This window comes from Vibrio sp. 2-1-2a, assembly GCF_032648565.1.
Lineage (GTDB): Bacteria > Pseudomonadota > Gammaproteobacteria > Enterobacterales > Vibrionaceae > Vibrio > Vibrio diabolicus.
In genome coordinates this window covers 26238-51897 of the sequence record NZ_WBOH01000015.1, presented here as the reverse complement: position 1 = coordinate 51897, position 25660 = coordinate 26238, and the positions used below count along the sequence as shown (strand labels likewise).

Below are 25660 nucleotides of genomic sequence, written 5' to 3'. Positions count from 1 at the left end.
CAACGTACAGATGACTGTTGAGCTAATCGCACCAATCGCAATGGACGAAGGTCTACGTTTCGCGATCCGTGAAGGTGGCCGTACAGTAGGTGCTGGTGTTGTTGCTAAGATCTTCGACTAATTCATAACGAATTAAACGAAATCTTGCACTCTTCTTCTTTATGAAGAAAGCGCATCGAGAAAGGGAAGCTTAGGCTTCCCTTTTTTATATCTAAATTATATTTGGTTATAAGTGTTCGTAGGAAATTCGTTAATTTTTTAATTTAAAAACAGAATATTACCGGCTCTATTTTTCAACACCTTTAGTCGTAACACCTAACCCTCTGATCTTTGCCTACTGTCACCAAATCTATATAACAAAATATTCTGAACAGGCCTATCAATGCGACTGGTAACAAGAACTATTCTTGTTTATATTGGTTGCCACAGGTTAATTTAATAGGTTTTTGAGTATGTACGTTTGTCTTTGCCATGGGGTCTCCGACAAGAAAATTAGGAAGTTGGCGATAGATGAAGGCGTAACGGATATTAAAGGAATCAAAAAATGCACAGCATTGGGTAGCCAATGTGGTAAGTGCATCAGACAGGCCAAGGATATTTTAGCGGAAACCAGTTACACGGTATTCAAACAAGCTAGCTAATTACTGTGAGCATGCGGTAATTAAGTAATTATTTGCCTAGCGTTTTGACACCTTCTCATTTGCTTCTACATTTAAATGAAGCTAAAGAGGAGGTTTTTGTCATGAAAGGCGATCCAATCATCATCCAACATCTCAATAAAGTGCTCGGAAATGAGCTCATCGCTATTAATCAGTATTTTCTTCATGCTCGAATGTATAAGGACTGGGGGTTAAAGCACCTAGCAGATAAGGAATATCACGAATCTATCGATGAGATGAAACATGCCGATCATCTGATTGAGCGTATTTTGTTTCTTGAGGGCTTACCGAATCTACAAGATTTAGGCAAGTTGATGATAGGTGAAGACACTAAAGAAATGATCGAGTGTGACTTAAAGCTTGAAATGGCCGCCATTCCAGATTTAAAAGATGCGATTGCCTATGCTGAAGACATTCGAGACTATGTGTCTCGCGATCTGTTTCAAGATATTCTTGAAGATGAAGAAGAGCATGTTGATTGGCTAGAGACGCAACTTGGCTTGATTGAAATGTCTGGCATTGAGAACTACCTCCAAGCGCAATACGTAGACGAAGAGTAATAACGTCCAGGATTTTGCGCACTTCAATTGTAAGAAGAAAAGAGCACCTGACTCGAAAATCAGGTGCTTATCCCCGCTATCTGGTCTAATCTCTTTTATTATCGGCTTTTTAAGGATATTGCTCGCAATCTTGCCTATGAAGTTTGATTTCTATCCGATAGAATTTATGCCCCCTTACCTAAAAATAAAAAAGAGAAACGTCCATGTCTGAAGACAATCGCCAAGCAGCCACTCCAGAAGAAGAACATCGCCAAAAAGCATTGGATTACCATGCTTATCCAACCCCAGGGAAGATTGCTGTCGAATTGACAAAGCCTGCGGAAACGGCGGGTGATCTTGCCCTTGCTTACAGCCCTGGTGTTGCAGAACCAGTGCGTGAGATCGCACAAAACCCTGATAACGTGTACAAGTACACAGCGAAAGGCAACATGGTTGCTGTTATTTCTAACGGTACCGCTATTTTAGGTCTAGGTAACCTAGGTCCACTTGCATCTAAGCCAGTAATGGAAGGTAAAGCGTTACTGTTTAAACGTTTTGCAGGTCTTGATTCTATTGATATTGAAGTTAAGCACCGCACGATCGATGAATTTGTTGATACTGTTGCAAGCATTGCAGACACCTTTGGTGGTATCAACCTTGAAGATATTAAAGCACCAGATTGTTTTGAGATTGAAAAGCGTCTAATTGAGCGTTGTGATGTACCAGTATTCCACGATGATCAGCACGGTACTGCGATTGTAACGGCGGCAGGCATGCTGAACGCGATCGAACTTCAAGGTAAGAAGCTTGAAGACTCAACGATCGTTTGTCTTGGCGCTGGCGCTGCAGCCGTTGCGTGTATGGAGCTGCTGATTAAATGTGGTGCAATGCGCGAAAAAATTTACATGCTGGATCGTAAAGGTGTAATCCACACTCGTCGTGATGATCTTAATGAATACAAGCAGCTATTCGCAAACAACACGGACAAACGCACATTAGAAGATGTGATTGAAGGCGCGGATCTGTTCCTAGGTGTATCTGGTCCAAACCTATTGCCAGCGGAAGCGTTGAAGCTGATGGCAGATAAGCCAATCGTATTTGCATGTTCGAATCCAGATCCTGAAATTAAGCCGGAACTTGCCCACGCTGTTCGTGATGATTTGATCATGGGGACTGGTCGTAGTGATTACCCGAACCAAGTAAACAACGTATTGTGTTTCCCATTCATCTTCCGTGGTGCTCTTGATGTGCGCGCAAGTGAAATCAATGATGAAATGAAACTTGCAGCCGTTGAGGCGATTCGTGAGCTAGCAAAAGAGCCTGTACCTGAAACTGTATTGAAGGCCGCAGGCGTCGATAAGCTTGAGTTTGGTGCAGACTACATCATTCCAAAACCAATGGATTCACGTTTACTACCACGTGTTGCAAAAGCTGTGGCTCAGGCGGCAGTTGATTCAGGTGTTGCTCGTATCGAGATGCCTGAAAACTACATGGCAGAGTAATATATCTATTAGATGTGATGTACAAAAAATGGGACGCAATCGCGTCCCATTTTTTATATCATTCTTTTGGCTCGAGATAAGAATTGCTATCTGAAGCCTCCAGTCTCGCTTTTTACTCTTCGTCAAACGACTCAAATTCGATGCCCATTTCGGTCATCAGTGCTTTTACTTCTGTTGGAATATCATCTGGACGGTCTTTACGAAGGTCTTCATCTGTTGGAAGTGGCTGACCTGTGTACGCGTGCAAAAATGCTTCGCATAGTAATTCACTATTGGTTGCATGGCGTAAGTTATTGATCTGACGGCGAGTACGCTCATCAGTTAGCACTTTTAAAACTTTTAGCGGGATAGAGACGGTAATTTTTTTTACTTGTTCGCTTTTTTTGCCGTGCTCTGCATATGGGCTAATGTATTCGCCATTCCAGTCAGCCATTGCACACCTTCATTTATGTAATCGGTTAAAAATAATTTAGGTGCTGATTTTAGCTGCATTTACCGCCATAAGCAAAGACATATAGACGTCTAGAAGTGTTGACGTCTCATTTTTTGACGAGTAAAGTGAACAGAACAGCAAAGGAAGCGTGTTGATCACTTTATTTTACTCATTAGATATAGCGCATTCCCATTTAGAAGTCATTACCCGTGAAAGGATACACCCATGAGCTCTCGCAAACCTGCGACCATTGCAGTACGCACTGGTATTGAATCAGACAGCCAATATCACGCTGTCGTTCCACCTATTTATCTTTCCACTAACTATGGTTTTCCTGCTTTTGGTGAAGTACCTAAGTATGATTACACGCGATCTGGAAATCCAAACCGCGGACTGTTGGAAAGTGCGTTATCTGAACTCGAGTCTGGAAAAGGAGCGGTTGTCACGAACTGCGGTACGTCGGCATTAAATTTATGGGTGTCCGCTTTTCTTGGCCCTGATGATCTCATTATTGCTCCTCACGATTGTTATGGCGGCACCTATCGTCTTTTTAATACCCGAGCCAACAAAGGCGATTTTAAGGTTCAGTTTGTCGATCAATCAGACGAGCAAGCTTTGGATGCAGCATTAGCACAAAAACCAAAACTCATTTTGCTAGAAACTCCGTCAAACCCTCTGGTTCGCGTAGTGGATATTGCAGCTACCTGTGAAAAAGCGAAACAAGTCGGCGCGTTAGTTGCGGTGGACAATACCTTTTTGACACCCGTGTACCAAAAGCCTTTGGACTTGGGCGCAGATTTCGTCATTCACTCCACAACGAAGTATATCAACGGTCATTCAGACGTGATTGGTGGCGTGATCATCACCAAAACAGAAGCGCATGCAGAAGAGCTTGCATGGTGGGGCAATTGCATTGGTGCGACTGGCACACCTTTCGATAGTTATATGACGTTGCGAGGCATTCGTACACTTGGTGCTCGCATGCGAGTGCATGAAGAGAGTTCACAGCAGGTACTGGCTTATCTCCAGAAGCAAGCGTTAGTTAAAACCATTTATCATCCAAGCCTGCCGGAGCACCCAGGTCATGACATTGCTAAAAAGCAGCAAACTGGTTTTGGCTCTATGTTGAGCTTTGAGTTTGCCGGTTCGTTTGAGCAGTTAAAAGTGTTCGTTAAAGAGCTCCAACTGTTTTCATTGGCTGAGTCATTAGGTGGAGTTGAAAGCTTGATTTGTCATCCGGCATCCATGACGCATCGCGCTATGGGAGAGGAAGCACTTGCAGAAGCGGGGGTGTCGCATCAACTATTGCGTTTGTCTGTCGGCTTGGAAGATGCACAAGATCTCATCACAGATTTAGAGCAAGCATTCGCTAAAGCTGCCCAACAATAGGAGACGATAATAATGACTTTACAACGTCAGCTGCATAAGTTTGGTGGCAGTAGCTTAGCAAACCCAGAATGCTATTTACGCGTTGTGGATATTCTTAAGGAGTATTCGACGGAAAATGATCTTGTGGTCGTCTCGGCGGCAGGAAAAACCACTAACCGCTTGATTGAGTTCCTAGAAGGGTTAGACAAAGATGGCCGAATCGCGCATGAAGCACTTCAAAGCCTAAGACAGTTCCAAACTGAGCTAATAGAAAACTTGTTGGAAAATGAAGTACAAGAAGAGCTATTAGCGTTACTGCATGATGAGTTCAGTACCTTATCTGAGCTGACAGCACCACTCACTGGCGCGCAAAAAGCCGCGGTACTAGGACACGGAGAAGTTTGGTCTGCTCGCCTATTGGCCGCGTTATTATCTCAACGTTCTATCCCCGCTGTCGCACAAGATGCACGAGCGTTTTTACGTGCGGAAGCCGGGACTCAACCTGAAGTTGATCGCGCTCGTTCATATCCTTTGATAAAAGAAGTTCTCGCGCAACACAATCATAAACGTGTGGTAATTACTGGCTTTATGGCTCAGAACGAGGCGGGCGAAACCATTTTACTTGGTCGTAATGGCTCTGACTATTCTGCAACTGTCATTGGTGCTCTGGCTGAAGTGAGCACGGTCACCATTTGGAGTGACGTTGCCGGTGTCTATAGTGCCGATCCGCGTTTGGTGGCAGACGCGTGTCTGTTACCGTTACTTCGATTGGATGAAGCCAGCGAACTCGCCCGTTTAGCCGCCCCAGTCCTACACAGTCGTACACTTCAGCCTGTGGCGCAAAGTACTATGGATCTCAACCTCAAATGTAGCTATCTGCCGGAATCGGGCTCTACTCGTATTGAGCGTGTCTTAGCATCTGGCCGTGGCGCTAAAATTATTACCTCGCTGGATGATGTTTTATTGGTGCAGCTGTCTTTCATGCATGGGCACGACTTCGAAAAAACACAGAATGATGTATTACAAGCGTTGCAGCGAGCGCAATTGGAGCCATTGGCATTTGAGGCACAGCCCGATCAACACACGTTGCGCTTGGCGTATACCGCAGAAATTGCCGGTGGCGCACTGAAACACTTACAAGAGCTTGCGGTTGAAGCGGAGATTAAGCTCAAAGAAGGCTACTCGCTCTTAGCGGCAGTAGGCGCTGGCGTTACGAAAAACGCCAACCATTGTTTTGGTTTTTATCAGAAGTTAAAACACTCTCCGGTTGAATTTATTTCTGAAACTGAGTCGGGGCTGAGTTTAGTCGCCGTTTTGCGTCGTACTGATACCGAAGTGTTGGTTCAAACGATTCATAGCCAGTTGTTCCAAGCGCAAAAGCGCGTGGCGGTGGCTTTATGTGGCAAGGGCAACATTGGTTCTAGTTGGTTAAATCTATTTGCAACTCAAAAAGGTGAACTCGAAAAACGTCATGGAATGAGCTTTGACCTTGTCGCAGTCGTGGATAGTCAAACCTACTGGTTCGATGAACAAGGTATTGATGCAGCAACGGTTGCACAGCGCTTCGATGATGAAAGCATAGAGAATGACGGTCACTGGCTCAATAAACTGGGCGCTCTGCAAAATTACGATGAAGCGGTTGTGCTGGATGTCACGGCAAGCAAGGAGCTCGCTGCCCGTTATGTTGATATTGCGCAGCAGGGCATTCATTTGATTTCCGCTAACAAAGTGGCGGGTTCGGCAGATAGCCAGTATTACCATCAGGTTCAAGATGCATTCGCTAAAATTGGTCGTTATTGGCTGTACAACGCGACGGTTGGTGCAGGGTTACCAATAAACCATACCGTGCGAGATCTACGTGAAAGTGGGGATGAGATCGTTGCTCTATCGGGTATTTTCTCAGGGACGTTATCATGGTTATTCCAACAATTTGACGGCTCAGTACCATTTAATGATTTAGTCGACCTCGCTTGGCAGCAAGGTTTAACAGAGCCTGATCCTCGTTCTGATTTAGATGGTTCAGATGTGATGCGTAAGCTGGTTATCTTAGCTCGAGAGTCTGGTCTCGATATTGAGCCGGGCAGCGTTAAGGTTGAATCTCTGGTACCAGAAGAATTAACAGAACTTAGCATCGATGACTTCTTCGATAACGGAGGACTGTTGAGTGAAATACTGCAAGAGCGCCTGACAAAAGCACAGAGAAACGATCAAGTGCTTCGCTACGTTGCTCGTTTAGAAAAAAATGGTAAAGCGACGGTGGGAGTAGAAGCGTTATCTCGTGAACATGCGCTCGCCAACCTACTGCCGTGCGACAACATTTTTGCCATTGAAAGTAAGTGGTACAAAGATAACCCACTCGTTATTCGAGGGCCTGGCGCAGGAAGAGAAGTGACAGCCGGCGCGATTCAATCCGACCTCAACCGATTAGCCGGTTTATTCTAAAGTTGCGAGATACCTAAAACCCTGGAACCTGACCAGGGTTTTTTATTTTGCCTTCAGTGCCATACTGAAGTATCGGCTTGTGATAAGTGGTGAAATAACGTTCAAGTAATAACTTGAACTATCCTCATTATTAACTTGAGAAAAATTCATAATTACAAGGTTGACATTAAATCGTATTCAATACATTCTATAGACATATAGACGTCTAAACGTCGATTTAAGGAATTTGTTTTCGTGGCGGAGTGCCACAGGGAGAGTAAGATGGGATACACGCACGCAGGCCATATTGACGCCTTGAACCAGAATATTGCTGAGTTGTCAGACAACATCAATGTATCATTTGAGTTTTTTCCACCAAGCAGCGCTAAGATGGAAGAGACACTCTGGAATTCAGTGCACCGTCTTAAAACGCTCCAACCTAAATTTGTTTCTGTGACTTACGGCGCGAACTCTGGCGAGCGTGACAGAACGCACTCCATCATTAAAGAAATCAAAGCAACAACCGGATTGGTTGCTGCTCCTCACCTCACTTGTATTGATGCGACTCGCGAAGAGTTGATTAATATTGCCGATGATTACTGGAATAATGGCATTGAAAATATCGTTGCTCTGCGTGGTGATATTCCTCCTGGTGGCGGTGCGCCTGACATGTATGCCTCGGATCTGGTTGAGTTGCTGAAATCACGTCACGATTTTGATATCTCAGTTGCCGCATTTCCTGAGGTTCACCCTGAAGCTAAAAGTGCGCAGTCTGACTTATTGAACCTAAAACGTAAGGTTGATGCTGGCGCAAACCGTGCAATTACTCAGTTCTTTTTTGATGTTGAGTCTTATCTGCGATTCCGTGACCGTTGTGTGGCGGCAGGAATTGACGTGGAAATTGTGCCAGGAATTTTGCCTGTATCGAACTTTAAGCAAGCCTCTCGCTTTGCTGCGCAGAACAATGTGAAAGTACCAGGCTGGATGAGTAAACAGTTCGAAGGCTTGGATGATGATCCGGTGACTCGTCAGCTTGTGGGAGCAAGCCAAGCTATTGATATGGTGCGCGTACTTAGTCGTGAAGGCGTTAAGGATTTCCACTTCTACACCCTAAACCGTGCAGAGATGACTTACGCTTTATGTCATACGCTAGGCGTTCGTCCTCGCGCTGTAGTAGGTGCATAAATCGGGTTTCAAAAAGACAAAAGGCTTGCCAAGTGGCAAGCCTTTTTCGTTGTATCAAAGTAAAAGGAAATTAACCAATCACTTCAAGTTCTGTTAGGACTTCTTCAGCCCACGTGATCCACGTTTCACGTAACAGTAGGTTACGACGAAGCGTTAAACGCTCTAGGCGAGCTTGTTTGTCTAAAGTTGACGGCGTTGCGTAGTAAGCCGCTTCAATTTCTTTGTAGTGAGAAACCAGTTTGCGAGACTCTTCAACCAGTTCGGCGAGTTGATCACGGAAAGGTGTTGATGGTTGAACGGCACATGCCATCAATTTCGCTGAAAATTCATCACGAACAGTCGGGTGTGCAGTTGGTTGATCAAACCATTCTCCTAGAGCGCTGCGACCAGCATCTGTGATGGAGTAAACCTTACGGTCTGGTTTGCCTTCTTGGGGTTCTAATACGCAAGTAACCAGCTCTTTCTCGGCCATTTTATTGAGTTCACGGTACACTTGTTGGTGGCTTGCTTTCCAGAAGTAACCGATGCTAGCAGAGAATTCTTTAGTGATATCGTAACCGGTTGCGTCGCGAGTGCTAAGAACAGTTAAGATTACGTGTGGTAATGACATGTCTTCAATCCAAATGGTCAATAAACTTGTAAACAAGCTACTTATACTTTCAGCTGTGCTCTTTCTGGCACTTGAGTTTTTTAATGTATAAGTAGCACCAACAATGTTGGTCCTGTCACCTTAAAGCCGTTTATCACCTAGAGAGATGGGGAGTCCCATCATGGCTGGAGCAGGTATGATTGGATTTATGAGCTCTCAGCAGGCAAGTAGTATATAAATAATAAGCATGAAGTGGAATAGTAGGACAAAATTACCCTAAAAAACTAACATAATAATCAATAGTGTTAACTTGTGGTTTTTTATTCTTTTTGTGTGGTAATTTTTGGGGGTTTTATGGTTTATTAAACTGTCTTTTGGTTGCGCAATTATCCAGCGCCAAAAAAAAGCTGAGCACTTGCTCAGCTTTTTATTACAAATGAAGCGATTAGCCTGTGTTGCGCATGCCAGCTGCAATACCAGCAATTGTCACCATTAGTGCTTCTTCTAGGTTTGCAGATGCTTCTTCGGTTTGGCGTGTACGGTATAGCAACTCGGCTTGTAGCATGTTCAATGGCTCAACGTAGATGTTGCGCAAGCGAATTGATTCGAGTCCCCAAGGGTCATGCTGCATCAAGTTTTCGTTGTTCTCTACATTCAGTACTGCTTTGATATCTTCTTGAAGCTGAGCGCGAAGCTTTTCACCGAGTGGACGGAGTGATTCATCCACCAATCGCTCATCGTAATAGCGAGAAATATCGATATTACACTTCGAGTACACCATTTCTAACATGCCAAGGCGAGTCGAGAAGAACGGCCATTCACGACACATCTCTTCGAGCAACGCTTGGTGGCCTTTATCGATCGAGTATTGAATCGCTTCACCCGCACCTAACCATGCAGGAAGTACCAAACGGTTTTGGCTCCATGAGAAGATCCACGGGATTGCACGTAAGCTTTCCACTCCGCCCTTCGGATTACGTTTTGCAGGACGAGAGCCAAGTGGCAACTTACCGAGCTCGAGCTCTGGTGTCGCTTGACGGAAGTAAGGCACAAAGTCAGGCTCGCCGCGAACTACGTTGCGATAAGACTCGCAGCTAACTTCTGATAGCACTTCCATTAAGTCGCGCCATTCTTGTTTTGGCTCTGGTGGTGGCAATAGGTTGGCTTCTAGAATCGCGCTCGCGTAAAGGTTAAAACTGTTTACGGCGACATCTGGAAGGCCCAGTTTAAAGCGGATCATCTCGCCCTGTTCTGTTACGCGCAAACCACCTTTCAAGCTTTTTGGTGGTTGAGACAGAAGTGCTGCGTGTGCTGGTGCGCCGCCGCGGCCTACTGTACCGCCACGACCGTGGAATAGAGTCAGTTCAACACCTTCTTCTTCCGCCACTTTTACTAACGATTCCATCGCATGGTACTGAGCCCAGCCTGCAGACATGACACCCGCATCTTTCGCTGAGTCAGAGTAACCAATCATGACCATTTGGTGGTTTTGGATAAAGCCACGGTATAGGTCGATACCCATCAGCTGTTTGATGACCGATTCTGCATTGTTCAAGTCGTCTAGCGTCTCGAATAACGGGCAAACATCCATACGATATGGGCAGCCAGCTTCTTGCAGAAGTAGGTGGACTGCTAACACATCCGATGCAGTGCGTGCCATAGAAATAACGTAGGCACCGAATGCTTCACGCGGTTGTGCTGCAATAATCTTACAGGTGTCCAAAACCTCTCTGACAGGTTCTGATGGTTCCCAATCACGAGGCAGAAGAGGACGTTTAGATGCGAGTTCGTTGGTTAGGAAAGCAATCTTATCTTGCTCGCTCCATTGTTCGTAATCACCAATGCCTAAGTAGCGGGTTAATTCAGACAATACGTCTGAATGGCGCGTGCTCTCTTGGCGGATATCAAGGCGAACAAGATGAATACCAAACGCTTTTACGCGGCGCAATGTATCCAGTAGAGAGCCATTTGCGATCACACCCATGCCACATTCATTTAGCGACTGGTAACAGGCATACAGAGGTTCCCAAAGTTGCTCGACTTTTTGCAACGGAGCTTTAACGGCCAGTTTTTGACCATGGATCTTGGCATCGAGAATATCTTTGGTTTCATTCAACAGGGTGCGAAGCTGTTTTAAGATAGCGCGGTATGGTTCGTGTTGATCTTCGCCAGCAAGTTCACGAACTTGATCGTTTGAAACCGTCATAGACAGTTCACTGATCAACTCGTTGATGTCATTGAGATAAAGATCTGCGGCTTTCCAACGAGACAGAAGCAATACTTCACGCGTCACGCTATGAGTGACGAACGGGTTACCGTCGCGGTCACCCCCCATCCAAGAAGAGAAGTGCACAGGGCGAGCATCAATTGGTAAACCTTCACCCAAGTAAGATTTCAAGCGATCGTGCATTTCACGTAAGAAGTCTGGCACCGCTTCCCATAGTGAGTTTTCAACGACTGCAAAACCCCATTTCGCTTCATCCAATGGAGTAGGGCGTTGTTGTCGAATTACGTCTGAATGCCAGCTTTGTGCGATAAGTTGCTCTAAGCGACGCTCGGTTTTCTTGCGCTCTTTAGAAGAAAGATCACTCAGTTCCAACTTTGATAAGCACTCGTTGATCTTGACCAACTTGTTGATCATCGTGCGACGCGTGATTTCCGTTGGGTGAGCCGTCAATACCAATTCAATATTCAGATCACGAACCGCTTGCGCAGTGTCCAGTTTGCTCACATCTTTTTGTACCAGTTTAGAAAACAGCGAGTTAATCGCGTCTGGTTCACAGATGTGTTCTTCACAGTGGCGTGAAATGGTGTGGTATTGCTCAGCAATATTGGTGAGATTTAGAAATTGGTTAAACGCACGGGTAACGGGCGTTAGTTGCTCATCGGGTAGGTGTTTGATTTCTTCTATCAAGCTTTCCCTGTCTGCTTGATTACCTGCTTGAGCCGATTTGGATAATTTACGAATGGTTTCCACTTTCTCGAAGATTTCTTCGCCATGGGCATCGCGAATGGTGTTACCCAATAAGTGGCCTAACATGCGCACATTACTTTTGAGTGCGGCGTATTTCTCGTTCATTGTCGTCCTGCCTCGTAAAAAAACTACATCCATTGTCCTTGTTAAGACTCCAATCTAGCGAAAAGCACCAGTTATAGTCAAATAAAGCAGACTAAGTTTGCAATTATTCCGCTGTCTCCTGATTTAGAGCAAATTTACGGCAGCTGTAGAATAAGAAGTGAAAATTAATTACAAAATAACAAGTTAAAGAAGTGTTAAGGCTAGCGCTAAATTGTGAAGATAAAAAGATGCAGCTCAATCGAGCTGCACTGACTTTTGAGTTTATTCGCGTATTAACAGCAATACTTGACCATTGCCTTTGAAAGCACATCAATTGTGGGATCGATAAAATCAAATGAGAGAAACTCATCCGGTTGGTGCGCTTGGTCAATTGAACCCGGGCCAAGAACTAAGGTTGGACAGAGCTGTTGTAAGAAGGGCGCCTCAGTACAGTAGTTCACGGTTTCTGAACTGGTTTGGCAGATCTCTTCAACACCACCGATAAATGGGTGGTCATGTTGGCATTCGTAACCCGGAATTGGTTCATGTAACGGAATTATCTCCAAGCGTCCAGGCCACTTTGCTTCGACTTCTTTTAATGCTCCGCGCAGCATATTTTCTAGGCCATCCAGGCTGATCCCTGGTAGTGGGCGAACATCATAGTGCAGCTCACAGCAACCACAAATACGGTTAGCGCTGTCACCGCCGTGAATGTGTCCAAGGTTTAGGGTAGGGCTTGGAATGGCAAAACCCGGATGGTGGTATTCTTTCACCAATTTATCGCGCAGTTGCATCATGGCAAACATCACTTCATGCATGATCTCAATCGCGTTAACGCCTAAGGCAGGATCGGATGAATGGCCTGACTTACCCGTGACCCGAATTGCATTCGCCACATGACCTTTGTGGCCGCGAATAGGAACGAGGCTGGTGGGCTCACCAATAATGCAGTAATCCGGCTTAAAAGGGGCGTTTACGGTGAAATGTCGTGCACCCAACATGGTGGTTTCTTCGTCACAAGTGGCTAATACGTATAGCGGCTTGGTTTGCTTACTCCAGTCGACTTTTTTGACGGCGTCGTAAATAAAGGCAAAAAAGCCCTTCATGTCTGCCGTGCCTAAACCGTAAAAGCGGTTGTCTTTTTCAGTCAGCTTATGTGGATCAAAATTCCAGCGCCCTTGATCGAATGGCACGGTATCACTATGGCCAGCAAGTAAAAGGCCGCCTTCACCCTCTCCCTTACGTGCGATCATATTGTGCTTGCCTGGCTCGACTTCGATCACTTCAACGCTAAAACCCAGATCTTTAAACCAAGATGCGAGTTTTTCGATGACTTTTGCATTGCCCTGATCCCAGCTCGGATCCGTGGAGCTGATAGAAGAGGTGCTGATGAGTCCTTCATAGACCTCTAGAAAAGTTGGTAATTGCATGGATTCTTCAAATCTCCTGTTGACAGACAGACCACAAAAATGTAAAACACATATTAAATCATAATTAATGAATAAAAAATCAAAATAAAGCAAAAATTAAATATGAATAGTCATTTGAGCCTTTAAGTATATGGATGTCACACAATGCTAAAAACCACGATTATTGGAGCCAGCGGTTACACCGGCGCAGAGTTAGCGTTAATGGTTAATAAACACCCACAACTCACGCTATCAGGTTTATATGTTTCCGCCAACAGTGTTGATGCAGGAAAGAATATTGCGCAGCTGCACGGTAAGTTAGCAGGCATCATTGATATGCCGGTCTCGCCACTAACGGATCCACTGCAAATCGCTCAAGAATCGGATGTGGTGTTTTTAGCAACGGCTCATGAGGTGAGCCACGATCTAGCCCCAACTTTCTTGGAGGCAGGCTGTCAGGTATTCGATTTATCGGGGGCATTCCGCGTCCAAAGTGAAGGTTTTTACAACACTTTTTATGGCTTCGAGCATCAACATAATAACTGGCTAGATAAAGCTGCATACGGCTTAGCAGAGTGGAACCAGGAATCAATTAAAACTGCTCCCTTAGTTGCTGTAGCAGGTTGCTACCCGACTGCTTCGCAGTTAGCCATCAAACCTCTACTCGAAAATGCATTAGTGGATACCAATCAATGGCCTGTCATTAACGCGACCAGCGGTGTGTCCGGAGCTGGGCGTAAAGCCTCTATGGTGAACAGTTTCTGTGAAGTGAGCTTGCAACCTTATGGTGTATTTACTCATCGTCACCAACCAGAAATTGCTCAGCACTTAGGTTGCGATGTGATTTTTACTCCGCACCTAGGCAACTTTAAACGCGGCATTCTTGCCACGATCACCATGAAGCTAGCATCAGGCGTTACAGAGCAACAAGTCGCTCAAGCATTTGAACAAGCTTATCTAGGAAAGCCAGCCGTGCGTTTAAAAGGCGATGGTATTCCACGTATTCAGGATGTCGAAAATACCCCTTTCTGCGATATCGGCTGGAAGGTACAAGGCGAACATATCATTGTGATTTCAGCCATCGACAACCTACTCAAAGGTGCATCAAGTCAAGCGATGCAATGTCTCAATATTCATTATGGTTACCCAGAACTGACAGCGTTGCTGTAGTCGTTGAAAGAGGGAAATGCGATGACGCAAACCAATCAAGCTCCTTTAGTCATTAAGCTAGGCGGTGCTGCTCTATCTTGCACTCAAACCTTAAGCCAACTGTTTGGTGCCATTGCGGCTTACCAAAAATCGGCACAGCGACAAATCGCCATCGTTCATGGCGGTGGCTACCTAGTTGATGAGTTGATGGCAAAGCTTCAGCTTGAAACCGTAAAGAAAAACGGTTTACGCGTAACGCCTTACGATCAAATTCCGGTGATTGCAGGCGCGCTTGCAGGCACAGCGAATAAGCTACTTCAAGGTCAAGCCATCGCAGATGGACTCAATGCAGTAGGTCTTAGCCTTGCGGATGGTGGTTTGTGTCTTGTTGAAGAACTTGACCCAGAGTTGGGCGCGGTAGGTAAAGCATCACCGGGTGATTCAACGCTATTACAAGCGGTATTAAACACAGGCGCACTGCCGATCATCAGTTCAATTGGCTTAACCACAGATGGCCAGATGATGAATGTGAATGCTGACCAAGCCGCAGTCGCGGTGGCAGGTGCTCTCGATGCTGAAATAGTCCTGTTGTCAGATGTGAGTGGCGTACTCGATGGCAAAGGGCATTTGATCAAAACGCTATCTGAGCAAGAAGCCGATGCATTGATCAAAGGGCATGTGATCACAGACGGCATGATCGTCAAAGTTAAAGCTGCTTTGGAGGCGGCCAATGATCTTGGTCGCCCTATCGAAGTCGCCACCTGGCGTTACCCAGAAAAATTAGTACAGCTATTCGCTGGTGAAAGTATTGGAACGCAATTTTTGCCTCAATAAGCATCAGCAAAAGAATTCAATATTAGGAAGTAGTAGTTGGCACTGACCGCCGAGCGCAGCGCCAGTTAAGTTTGGAGAAGAAAGATGAGCAAAGTGAACGTAAATAAAGTGGTAGTCGCATACTCAGGCGGTCTAGATACCTCAGTAATTATCCCGTGGCTAAAAGAGAACTACGATTGTGAAGTCGTTGCTTTCGTTGCCGATGTTGGTCAAGGTGCTGAAGAGCTAGAAGGCATTGAAGCGAAAGCAAAAGCCTCTGGTGCTTCTGAGTGCTACATCGCTGACTTGAAAGAAGAAATGGTCGCAGACTACATTTACCCGACACTAAAAACGGGCGCGTACTACGAAGGTAAGTACCTGCTGGGTACATCAATGGCGCGTCCAATTATTGCTAAAGCACAGGTTGAAGTCGCACGTAAAGTGGGCGCGGACGCATTGTGTCACGGCTGTACAGGTAAAGGTAATGACCAAGTTCGTTTCGAAGGCGCATTCGCAGCACTAGCACCAGATCTACAAGTGATTGCCCCTTGGCGTGAATGGGACCTAGTGAGCCGTGAAGAATGTTTGGATTACCTAGCTGAGCGTAACATTCCTTGTTCAGCGTCTCTTACTAAGATCTACTCACGTGATGCAAACGCATGGCACATTTCTACTGAAGGTGGCGTCCTAGAAGATACGTGGAACGCACCAAACGAAGATTGCTGGGTATGGACTGTAGACCCAGAGCAAGCACCAAACGAAGCGGAATACGTCACGCTGAAAGTAGAAAAAGGTGAGGTGGTCGAAGTTGATGGCGAAGCGATGACACCATACAACGCGTTGGTTTATCTAAACGAAAAAGGTGCGAAGCACGGTGTTGGTCGTATCGATATCGTTGAAAACCGTCTAGTAGGAATGAAATCTCGTGGCTGCTACGAAACACCGGGAGGCACCATCATGATGGAAGCGCTGCGTGCCGTTGAACAGCTCGTGCTAGACAAATCATCATTCGAATTCCGTGAAGAGCTGGGGCTAAAAGCGTCTCACCTTGTGTACGATGGTCGTTGGTTTACGCCGCTATGTAAGTCGATCCTTGCCGCTTCAGAAGAGCTAGCGCAAGACGTGAATGGTGAAGTGGTTGTTAAGCTCTACAAAGGCCAAGCCACGGTAACGCAAAAACGTTCTGATAACAGCTTGTACTCAGAAGAGTTCGCAACTTTTGGTGAAGATGAGGTTTACGACCAAAGCCATGCGGGTGGTTTCATCCGTCTTTACTCGCTATCAAGCCGTATCCGTGCGTTGAACAGCCAGAAGAAATAATCTCTCCACATCTCGGATTGAGTAAAGACCTGCTATTGGATAGCAGGTCTTTTTTGTTGGCTTACGTCTATGAGCACAAAGATGCAAATACATTCTGTTTGAATATATATGTAAAAATATTGAATTTATACTTTATTTTTTGTCGAAATTGCCGTAACGTTGACCCATAAGAAAAAGTGAGCAAATGACCATCAAATTGGTTACTACTCATTCGAGAACGTTAGAGTAAGCAATAGTCATCAGGAGAAACGCAATGGCATTATGGGGCGGAAGATTTACCCAAGCGGCAGACACTAGATTTAAAGAGTTTAACGATTCGTTGCGTTTTGACTACCGATTGGCTGAGCAAGACATCGTAGGTTCAATCGCATGGTCTAAAGCTCTGCTTTCTGTAGATGTTCTATCGGCAGAAGAACAGCAAAAGCTGGAACTTGCTTTAAACGAGCTGAAGTTAGAAGTGATGGAAGATCCTCATCAAATTCTTCGCTCAGATGCAGAAGATATCCACTCGTGGGTTGAACAGCAGCTGATTAGTAAAGTGGGAGATTTAGGTAAAAAACTCCACACTGGGCGTTCTCGTAATGACCAAGTAGCGACAGACCTAAAACTTTGGTGTCGTCAGCAAGGCCAGCAACTGTTGATTGCTTTAGATCGTCTTCAAGCACAAATGGTTCATGTTGCTAAGCAGCACCAAGGCACTGTATTGCCTGGCTATACTCATCTTCAGCGCGCTCAACCTGTCACCTTTGCTCACTGGTGTTTGGCTTATGTTGAAATGTTCGAGCGTGACTACTCTCGTCTGAATGATGCCTTACAGCGCCTCGACACTTGTCCACTTGGCTCGGGTGCTTTAGCTGGCACGGCTTATCCGATTGATCGTGAACAGTTAGCTCATAACCTTGGTTTCCACCGCGCTACGCGTAATTCACTCGATTCGGTTTCGGATCGTGATCATGTGATGGAACTGATGTCGGTGGCCTCGATTTCTATGTTGCACCTTTCTCGTCTTGCAGAAGATATGATCTTCTACAACTCAGGGGAGTCTAACTTCATTGAGTTAGCGGATACGGTGACGTCTGGTTCGTCATTGATGCCACAGAAGAAAAATCCGGATGCACTTGAGTTGATCCGTGGTAAGACAGGGCGTGTCTATGGCGCATTATCGAGCATGATGATGACAGTGAAAGCCTTACCATTGGCGTACAACAAAGACATGCAAGAAGATAAAGAAGGGTTGTTTGATGCGTTAGACACATGGAATGATTGCATGGAAATGGCAGCGCTGTGTTTTGATGGCATTAAAGTGAATGGTGAGCGTACGCTTGAAGCTGCGAAGCAAGGGTATGCGAATGCGACTGAGTTAGCTGATTACTTAGTGGCGAAAGGCATCCCATTCCGTGAGGCGCACCATATTGTGGGCGTAGCGGTGGTAGGGGCAATTGACAAAGGCTGTGCGCTGGAAGAATTGTCTCTGCAAGAGCTAAAAGCCTTCTCTGAGGTGATTGAAGATGATGTGTATGACATTCTGACGATAGAGTCTTGTTTGGAAAAACGTTGTGCGCTGGGTGGCGTTTCGCCTCACCAAGTCGCTTATGCGGTAGAGCAAGCGGATAAACGTCTGAGCCAGCGTGACAGCTCGGCAGTGAAAGTGCGTCCTGCACGTTTGACGGACATTGAAACACTAGAGGGCATGGTGGCTTATTGGGCGAACCTCGGTGAGAATCTACCCCGCTCTCGTAATGAGCTCGTGAGAGATATTGGCTCCTTCGCGGTGGCAGAGCATCATGGTGAAGTGACAGGTTGCGCTTCTCTATATGTGTATGACTCAGGGTTGGCTGAAATACGCTCTCTTGGTATCGAAGCAGGCTGGCAAGGTCAAGGGCAGGGTAGTGCAATCGTAAATCACTTGGTTGAGAAAGCACGTCAAATGGCGATAAAGAAGGTCTTTGTCCTCACTCGAACGCCAGAGTTCTTTATGAAGCAGAGCTTCTTACCAACATCGAAGTCGCTGTTGCCAGAAAAAGTCTTGAAAGATTGCGATCAGTGTCCACGTCAGCACGCGTGTGATGAAGTGGCGCTAGAGATCAATTTAATGGAGCAAGTGATCCAAAAATCGCATGTGGCATGAGCTGAAATTTCGGAGTGATTTTATTAGCATTCAATGACATAGTTATTTTCTGATTCACTTACATCAGTATTTGCTAAAAAAATCGAAAAAATTTGGAACCTTTGAGAGGAAGCTCGGTCTATTAAAGTACCACTGCTTTTTCTTAGAAGAATCTAAGAGAGCCCCAGAACTGATATTGGTTTTGGGGCTTTTTTCTATCTGCCACTTTACTCTTTTTTATCCGTCTCTTTTCGTCCTCGCCGACGTTGCCACGGCAAGATGACAAAACGCATCCATAAGTGCAAAAACAATAAAATATTGAAAGCGAAACCAGCAAAGATCAAAGCGATCGACTCGATGCTTTGTGGATCATCTTTGAACGCAAACCACCACACAATCCAGCACAGTACCGAAAGCACCGTTAACTGATCCAAGCATCGTTGGCAACGCCCAAGCTTTTTCCAAAACCAATGTTCCTCGCAGCGGCGACAAGTCATAGTGTTTTCCAAGGCATCAGTGTTGCTTCAGATTATATACCCAACACAAAGAGAGAAAGCGTTTTTTGTCGCAGCTTAGGCGCAGGAACACAACCAAAAATGGAAAGTTAGCTTTGTAGAGCTTATGTGGCACGTGATTGATGTATGGTTCGCTGTCAGTCTTTAATAGGAAAAATAATCATGTCGACAGAATTGAAATTTGCACTGAGTATCGCTGGTGGTTTTTTTACGATCGGTGTAGTCGCGATCATCATGGTAAGTCGTTACGCAATGATGGCAGTGTGGTACTTATGTAATCGCCTCAAAGTAGTCAACAGAAAGCCCCGTTTATCACGAGGCTTTCTGTTTTGCTTGGTATGTAAAGACTGGCTCGATTGAGCATGAAATCGTTAGCAACCAGGCCCACAGTCAAGGCAATGTTTCACCATTTCTGGCCCTAAGTGTAGTTTTGCATTCAAATCACGTAGAGCGGTGCGGACACCCTCTTCGAGCACTGGATGATAGAAGGGCATATCTAGCATCTCAGAAACCGTCATTCTATTTTGGTGTGCCCAAGCCAAAAGATGCGCGAGGTGTTCTGCGTTCGGCCCCATCATCTCTGCACCTAAAAAGCGTCCAGTACCTTGCTCGCCATAGACATGTAACATCCCTTTGTTTCGTAGCATGACACGCGAACGTCCTTGATTCTCAAAAGAGACTTCACCAGTAACAAAACAACCACAGCTTCCTAAGCGAGTTTCCAGTTGTTTGAAAGTTTCACCGACCATAGCTATTTGCGGATCGGAGAATACAGCTGAAATTGGCGAACGACGCAGACCTGCACGAATATCCGGGAAGCGACCTGCATTATCACCAGCAATGCGACCTTGATCAGCGGCCTCGTGCAGCAATGGAACTTGGTTACTTGCATCACCCGCAATAAAAATACTCTCTACGGAGGTTTGCAATGTGTAGTGATCTGCGGTTGGTACACCGCGTTCATCGAGGGCAATATTGGTGTTCTCGATCGCTAGCTTATCTACGTTAGGACGTCGTCCAGTGGCTGCTAAAACGTAATCAACAATAAAGGTTTCTAATTCACCGTCGTGGTTAATGAATTGGATTTCAACTTTGTCTGCGCCTGCTGCATTCGATGATGGTATGCGCTTCATGCTTTCTACTTTTACATCGGCATCAAGATAGAACTCTTCTTTAAAAGTTTTATCTGCGTAAGCCATCACCTCTGGATCTGTCAGTGGACCAACTTGACCACCAAGACCAAAGAGCTTCACTTTCACCCCTAGGCGGTGCAATGCTTGACCGAGTTCAAGTCCGATCACTCCGGGGCCAAATACCGCAACGGACTCAGGCAAATCATCCCAATCAAAGACATCATCATTAATTACGAGACGGTCACCCAACTCATTCCAAGCTGCTGGATAGGCAGGACGAGAGCCCGTCGCGATCACAATCCGTTTTGCGGTGACTTGAGTATGGTCATCTATGATAAGTGTATGATCATCGGCAAACTTCGCGTAACCTGATAACTTGTCTTCTGCGGGAATATCATCGACGCTTTCAAGCACAAAGCCAACAAAACGATCACGTTCGCGTTTTACACGATCCATGACTTCTTGTCCGTTAATGCGTATTTCACCTTGCGGATGGATCCCAAATCCAGGCGCTTTTTCGATTTGGTGGGCACTTTCTGCGGCCGCAATCAACAGCTTAGAGGGCATGCAACCGACGCGAGCACAGGTTGTTCCGTAAGGGCCGCCTTCAATCATTACTACGCTATTAGTATGAGCTTTTGCTGCTCGATAAGCGCCAAGACCAGCAGTACCACCACCAATAATCGCTACGTCGACATTAACTTGTTTCATCGTGAACTCTCGCTTTTTGTTTTTAAGCCAAGCTAGCTACATTGAGCTTGGAGAGTGAATTGGGGCGTTGAATCTGTATAAGGAGTCACCTTATCGGTAGACGACTACTTATCTAGACTAGTAGAAGAAGTGAGTTAGGGTTGGCCTCCGAGCCAAAGGCACCGGAGACCGAGGGTGTAGGCTATGGACAGCTTAGCCTAGATACGCTTCTAGCTCTTCGCTACCGCCGATGTGCTTGCCACCGATAAAGACTTGTGGAACAGTCGTGCGACCAGATATAGCTCGTAGACTAACTGTCGTTGCGTCTTTACCCAGAATCACTTCTTCATATTGAAGACCGTGGTCAATCAGGTTTTGTTTCGCTTTCATACAGAAAGGGCAGCCTGGTTTAGTGAACACTGTGATGGATTCTTGCGTTTTGTAGTCAGGCGCTATGTAGTTCAGCATCGTATCTGCGTCTGACACCTTGAATGGGTCGCCTGGTTCGTTTGGCTCAATGAACATTTTTTCCACTACGCCATCTTTTACTAGCATGCTGTAACGCCATGAGCGTTTACCAAAGCCGATGTCGTTTTTATCCACTAACATGCCCATGCCATCGGTGAACTCACCATTACCGTCAGGAATGAAGGTGATGTTTCCTGCTTCTTGGTCTTGTTTCCATGCATTCATCACGAACGTATCATTGACTGAGACACAAATAATCTCATCCACTCCGTGCTCTTTAAATACAGGGAACAATTCGTTGTAACGAGGTAGATGGCTTGATGAACAGGTTGGAGTAAATGCACCCGGTAAGCTAAATACGATAACGGTCTTACCTTTAAATAGCTCATCAGTCGTTACATTCATCCAAGAGTCACCTTGACGAACTGGAAAAGTAACTTGAGGGACTTGTTGACCTTCTTTAGATACAAACATAATGATTTCCTTTAACTATTTTAAATTATGCGTATAGAGCTTAGCGTTTTTCTTTGCTCTGTTTCGTTCTGTTGAGCCCATTATTGTAAAAATCCTTTGATAGCTCTAATCGTTTGGTGTTATGGTTTTGATAGGTATTGGCTATTGTTAAAAGAAGCGAATTGTGAGTTATGAATATTCGAGATTTTGAGTACTTAGTTGCACTTGCGGAACATAAGCACTTTCGCAAAGCGGCAGAAGCATGTTTTGTTAGCCAACCAACATTGAGTGGACAAATTCGTAAGCTAGAGGATGAACTCGGTACCACGCTTTTAGAGCGAAGCAGCCGTCGCGTTTTGTTTACCGATTCAGGGTTGCAGTTGGTGGAGCAAGCTAAGCGTATCTTAAGTGAAGTGAAAACTTTTAAAGATATGGCGAGTGGTCAGAGCGGAGCAATGACTGGGCCTATGCATATCGGTTTCATCCCGACGGTAGGTCCGTATCTACTACCCAAAATTCTGCCGCAGATAAAAGAAGCATTTCCTGAACTGGAGCTGTTCCTGCACGAAGCTCAAACACATCAGTTGGTGCGTCAATTAGAAGAAGGTAAATTGGACTGCTTGGTCTTGGCTTCGGTTGATGAAACGGCACCTTTTAAAGAAATCGAAGTGTATAACGAGCCGTTAAGCGTTGCGGTGCCATGTGATCATGAGTGGGCCTCTCTCGACTATGTTGATATGTTGGAGCTGAATGGTAAAACCGTTTTAGCGCTAGGAGACGGTCACTGTCTTCGTGATCAAGCGTTAGGTTTCTGTTTTGCTGCCGGAGCGAAAGACGATGAACGCTTTAAGGCAACCAGTTTGGAGACACTGCGGAATATGGTCGCTGCTGGTGCTGGGATTACGTTATTGCCTCAGCTTTCTATCCCCAATGAGAAGCAAAAAGATGGTGTGTGCTATGTACCAGCCGTTAACCCTACGCCTTCGCGCAATATAGTCCTTGTATATCGCCCGGGTTCACCACTGCGTGCAAGGTTTGAAGCTTTGGCGGCGAAGATTAAAGAAGTATTGGCTTCTTATCCTTCATTGAACGCCGCGGCGTAAAAGCCGACATAAAAAAGGGAGAGCGAATGCTCTCCCTTTTGCTTTAGTGATTTAGAACAGCTCTTCTGCGCCAGAGCCGGAAGAATAAATACTGTCTTCCAAACGGTCTCCAGCGTATTCGGTAGGCTCAGTGCCTTTTTCAAAGTATTCGAACATTGATGTGCTGTCTACTTTGTGCGTTAGCATGCCAGTGTTGCGATCAATACGAACACGAATGATGTTATCTGGAATATTTTTACCTTGCTCAGGTGTTTCTTCTAGTGCAACGCGCATAAAGTCAATCCAAGCGGGTTCTGCGGTTTTCGCACCCGATTCAGCACCAGAAATTTGGCCTTTGCCTAGGTTGCTATTAACTGTTGTGCGACCAAGTGCGCGTGAGTGATCATCAAAACCAACCCAAGCAATGGCAACAACACCAGGACCATAGCCGTTGTACCAAGCATCTTTGGAGTCATTCGTTGTACCCGTTTTACCACCGATATCACGACGCCCCAGTTTTTGTGCACGCCAGCCAGTACCGTTCCAACCCGTACCTTCACGCCAGTTACCACCACCCCAAATGTTGCTGTACATCATCTCACGCATTAAGAATGCATTTTGCTCAGAGATAACTTGTGGAGCATATTGAGGTTCATCATTTTCCAGTGCGTTGTCTGTTGCCAAACCATCAATCGCGACGTCTTGTTCGCCAAACTCATCGGCATAGCGATTGTTTGGCTCATCGCTCATTTGTGGGCAATCCTTATGACAAACGCTCTTTGGATTCGCTTTAAACAGCACTTCACCGAATGCATCTTCCACGCGTTCTACGTAGAACGGTTCGACGTAATAACCTCCGTTCGCAAATACAGAGTAGCCTTGTGCCACTTTCATTGGTGTTAAGCTACCAGCACCGAGCGCGATGGTCTCTGAACGTGGTACTTGGTTAATATCAAAACCAAAACGAGTAAGGTACTGACGAGTCTCATCAAGGCCTACTTCACGCAGCGTACGCACTGCCATCACGTTCTTTGACTGAGCTAAGCCGAGGCGAAGGCGAGTTGGACCGCCATAGGTTGGTGGTGAGTTTTTAGGTCGCCAAGCAGAACCAGAACCTGCGTCCCATTTGTTAATCGGCGCATCGTTGATCAGAGTGGCCAGGGTAAGTCCCTTGTCAATTGCGGCTGAGTAGATAAATGGTTTGATACTTGAGCCAACCTGACGCACTGACATAGTGGCACGGTTAAACTTACTATGAACAAAGTTAAAGCCACCCACTAACGATAATATCGCACCATTTTCCGGGTTCATCGCGACAAACGCGGTGTTCGCTGTTGGCACTTGGCTCAGTTTCCAGCTTTGTGTCGTGTTGTCATCTTCATTGGTTTCGCTCACTTCGCGAACCCAAACTTGTTGACCCGTCGCTAGCACATCATGCGCTGATTTTGGTGTTGAACCTTGGCGGTTTTCGGTGATGTATTTACGTGCCCAATGCATTCCAGTCCAAGGAATGGTCTGCTCTTCATGGTTTTTAACCCAAACTTGCGCAGTTTTATCATCGACTTTTGTCACGACGGCAGGGTAAAGGTCACCATAAGTTGGCTGCTTCTTAAGGTGCTTTTCTATTTGCTCGCTGTTCCAAGCGGTTTCACCTTCTTTCCAAAGAACTTTCTCCGCACCGCGGTAGCCGTGACGTTCATCGTATGACAGCAGATTATTTACCACGGATGTATTCGCGGCATCTTGCAGTTTAGAGTCCACCGTCATGTAGATATTCAAGCCAGAGGTATAGGCTTCTTCTTCACCGTACTCTTTCACGGCCCATGCACGAGCCAATTCCGCTACGTAAGGTGCGGAAAGTTCAATTTCAGCACTGTGGTAACGTGCCACGATAGGTTCGTTGCGTGCTTCGTCATACTGTTCTTGCGTGATGTATTTTTCATCAAGCATTCGCATTAACACGACGTTACGGCGTTTTGTCGCACGCTCAAGAGAGTAAATTGGGTTCATCGTTGATGGCGCTTTTGGCATCCCTGCGAGTGTCGCAAGTTCGCTTAACGTCAATTCATCAAGGCTCTTACCAAAGTAAACTTGAGCGGCCGCACCAAAACCATATGAGCGATAACCAAGGAAGATTTTATTGACATAAAGTTCCATGATTTCTTGCTTACTCAGAAGCTGCTCAATGTGGATAGCAATGAAAATCTCTTTAATCTTACGCATGATCTTCTTCTCATTAGATAAGAAGAAGTTACGCGCTAGCTGTTGCGTAATGGTACTTGCGCCTTGCTTAGCGGAACCTGAAATCGCAACGACAACGGCTGCACGAGTGATGCCGATAGGATCGATACCTGGGTGTTCGTAAAAACGGCTATCTTCGGTTGCGATCAGCGCATGAATTAAGTCTTGAGGAATTTCATCATAAGTAACAGGAATACGACGCTTTTCACCGAACTGTGCGATCAGCTTCCCGTCTTGACTAAACACCTGCATAGGTGTTTGTAATTCAACGTCTTTTAGAGTTGCAACATCTGGCAATTCAGGCTTCACGTACTGATAGAAGCCAAATATTGTGGTGACTCCAAGAATTATGCAAATCAATGTTAAAAATAATAAACGCTTTATGAACTTCACCGGAGAATCCCTGATTGGTTGAGGCTGTGTAACGGCAAACCCTTGTACTCTTAGGTCAAAAATTTAGCACATAGAGATATTAACTCTTATTTGGGTGCTAATAACAACCTTTGCACGAAGAAATTTCGGAGCG

At 45.7% G+C, this 25660-nt stretch carries 20 protein-coding genes and 1 pseudogene; 13 read left to right on the top strand and 8 right to left on the bottom strand.

The features are described 5' to 3' along the window. The 4 genes and pseudogenes from F7Y48_RS22340 to F7Y48_RS22325 form a co-directional block, all read left to right on the top strand. Positions 1-121, top strand: a pseudogene (locus F7Y48_RS22340) (elongation factor Tu); the annotation flags it as partial. 331 nt (positions 122-452) lie between these two features. Further along, on the top strand, positions 453-641 hold the full coding sequence (locus tag F7Y48_RS22335) for a (2Fe-2S)-binding protein (protein ID WP_031780493.1): 189 nt from the start codon (positions 453-455) through the stop codon (positions 639-641). A 101-nt stretch (positions 642-742) separates the two neighbouring features. Continuing rightward, positions 743-1219 carry a bacterioferritin gene (bfr, locus tag F7Y48_RS22330; protein WP_248382130.1) on the top strand — a complete coding sequence of 159 codons (477 nt, stop codon included), beginning with the start codon at positions 743-745 and terminating at the stop codon, positions 1217-1219. Between the two features lie 203 nt (positions 1220-1422). Next, on the top strand, positions 1423-2700 hold the full coding sequence (locus tag F7Y48_RS22325) for a malic enzyme-like NAD(P)-binding protein (RefSeq protein WP_006742766.1): 1278 nt from the start codon (positions 1423-1425) through the stop codon (positions 2698-2700). A gap of 112 nt (positions 2701-2812) precedes the next feature. Here the strand turns inward: F7Y48_RS22325 and metJ are convergent, their stop codons facing one another. Further along, a complete protein-coding gene (gene metJ / locus F7Y48_RS22320) occupies positions 2813-3133 on the bottom strand; it encodes a met regulon transcriptional regulator MetJ (protein ID WP_005381353.1) in 321 nt (106 codons plus the stop codon). A gap of 225 nt (positions 3134-3358) precedes the next feature. Here metJ and F7Y48_RS22315 point away from each other — a divergent pair, with 225 nt between their 5' ends. The 3 genes from F7Y48_RS22315 (at position 3359) to metF (ending at position 8107) form a co-directional block, all read left to right on the top strand. Next, the gene (locus F7Y48_RS22315) at positions 3359-4522 is read left to right on the top strand and encodes an O-succinylhomoserine (thiol)-lyase (protein ID WP_104969870.1); all 1164 of its coding nucleotides are present in this window, start codon (positions 3359-3361) and stop codon (positions 4520-4522) included. Between the two features lie 12 nt (positions 4523-4534). Then, positions 4535-6943: a bifunctional aspartate kinase/homoserine dehydrogenase II gene (locus F7Y48_RS22310; RefSeq protein ID WP_109170363.1), complete on the top strand. Its 2409-nt coding sequence runs from the start codon at positions 4535-4537 to the stop codon at positions 6941-6943. Between the two features lie 261 nt (positions 6944-7204). Continuing rightward, positions 7205-8107, top strand: a complete 903-nt coding sequence (metF, locus tag F7Y48_RS22305) for a methylenetetrahydrofolate reductase (RefSeq protein WP_005395737.1) — start codon at positions 7205-7207, stop codon at positions 8105-8107. A 70-nt stretch (positions 8108-8177) separates the two neighbouring features. On the opposite strand, the gene F7Y48_RS22300 is transcribed toward metF, so the two are convergent. The 3 genes from F7Y48_RS22300 to argE all read right to left on the bottom strand — a co-directional run bounded on the left by F7Y48_RS22300 (position 8178) and on the right by argE (position 13184). Further along, entirely contained in the window at positions 8178-8717 is a 540-nt protein-coding gene (locus F7Y48_RS22300; RefSeq protein WP_005395734.1) for a PadR family transcriptional regulator, read from the bottom strand. Between the two features lie 424 nt (positions 8718-9141). Beyond that, positions 9142-11775, bottom strand: a complete 2634-nt coding sequence (gene ppc, locus F7Y48_RS22295; RefSeq protein WP_316685400.1) for a phosphoenolpyruvate carboxylase — start codon at positions 11773-11775, stop codon at positions 9142-9144. Between the two features lie 272 nt (positions 11776-12047). Next, entirely contained in the window at positions 12048-13184 is a 1137-nt protein-coding gene (gene argE, locus F7Y48_RS22290) for an acetylornithine deacetylase (RefSeq protein WP_316685399.1), read from the bottom strand. Between the two features lie 144 nt (positions 13185-13328). Here argE and argC point away from each other — a divergent pair, with 144 nt between their 5' ends. From argC to argH, 4 genes are all read left to right on the top strand, one after another. Further along, on the top strand, positions 13329-14333 hold the full coding sequence (argC, locus tag F7Y48_RS22285; protein WP_006742772.1) for an N-acetyl-gamma-glutamyl-phosphate reductase: 1005 nt from the start codon (positions 13329-13331) through the stop codon (positions 14331-14333). Between the two features lie 21 nt (positions 14334-14354). Beyond that, positions 14355-15146, top strand: a complete 792-nt coding sequence (gene argB, locus F7Y48_RS22280) for an acetylglutamate kinase (RefSeq protein WP_074191328.1) — start codon at positions 14355-14357, stop codon at positions 15144-15146. Between the two features lie 84 nt (positions 15147-15230). Continuing rightward, positions 15231-16445 (top strand): argininosuccinate synthase, encoded by a 1215-nt coding sequence (locus tag F7Y48_RS22275; protein ID WP_017821738.1) that lies wholly within the window; start codon positions 15231-15233, stop codon positions 16443-16445. Between the two features lie 253 nt (positions 16446-16698). After that, positions 16699-18573 carry an argininosuccinate lyase gene (argH, locus tag F7Y48_RS22270; RefSeq protein ID WP_104971008.1) on the top strand — a complete coding sequence of 625 codons (1875 nt, stop codon included), beginning with the start codon at positions 16699-16701 and terminating at the stop codon, positions 18571-18573. Between the two features lie 206 nt (positions 18574-18779). Here the strand turns inward: argH and F7Y48_RS22265 are convergent, their stop codons facing one another. Further along, entirely contained in the window at positions 18780-19049 is a 270-nt protein-coding gene (locus tag F7Y48_RS22265) for a DUF3624 domain-containing protein (RefSeq protein ID WP_012841349.1), read from the bottom strand. Positions 19050-19229: 180 nt separating this feature from the next. Here F7Y48_RS22265 and F7Y48_RS22260 point away from each other — a divergent pair, with 180 nt between their 5' ends. Next, on the top strand, positions 19230-19427 hold the full coding sequence (locus F7Y48_RS22260; RefSeq protein ID WP_316685402.1) for a hypothetical protein: 198 nt from the start codon (positions 19230-19232) through the stop codon (positions 19425-19427). An 11-nt stretch (positions 19428-19438) separates the two neighbouring features. Here F7Y48_RS22260 and F7Y48_RS22255 read toward each other — a convergent pair whose 3' ends face one another. Both F7Y48_RS22255 and F7Y48_RS22250 read right to left on the bottom strand, forming a co-directional pair. After that, on the bottom strand, positions 19439-20911 hold the full coding sequence (locus tag F7Y48_RS22255; protein ID WP_301577715.1) for a dihydrolipoyl dehydrogenase: 1473 nt from the start codon (positions 20909-20911) through the stop codon (positions 19439-19441). Between the two features lie 192 nt (positions 20912-21103). Continuing rightward, on the bottom strand, positions 21104-21832 hold the full coding sequence (locus tag F7Y48_RS22250; RefSeq protein ID WP_316685398.1) for a redoxin family protein: 729 nt from the start codon (positions 21830-21832) through the stop codon (positions 21104-21106). Between the two features lie 170 nt (positions 21833-22002). Here F7Y48_RS22250 and oxyR point away from each other — a divergent pair, with 170 nt between their 5' ends. Further along, positions 22003-22914 (top strand): DNA-binding transcriptional regulator OxyR, encoded by a 912-nt coding sequence (gene oxyR / locus F7Y48_RS22245; RefSeq protein ID WP_316685397.1) that lies wholly within the window; start codon positions 22003-22005, stop codon positions 22912-22914. 51 nt (positions 22915-22965) lie between these two features. Here the strand turns inward: oxyR and F7Y48_RS22240 are convergent, their stop codons facing one another. Next, positions 22966-25527 (bottom strand): PBP1A family penicillin-binding protein, encoded by a 2562-nt coding sequence (locus F7Y48_RS22240; protein ID WP_316685396.1) that lies wholly within the window; start codon positions 25525-25527, stop codon positions 22966-22968. Between the last annotated feature and the right edge of the window lie 133 nt (positions 25528-25660).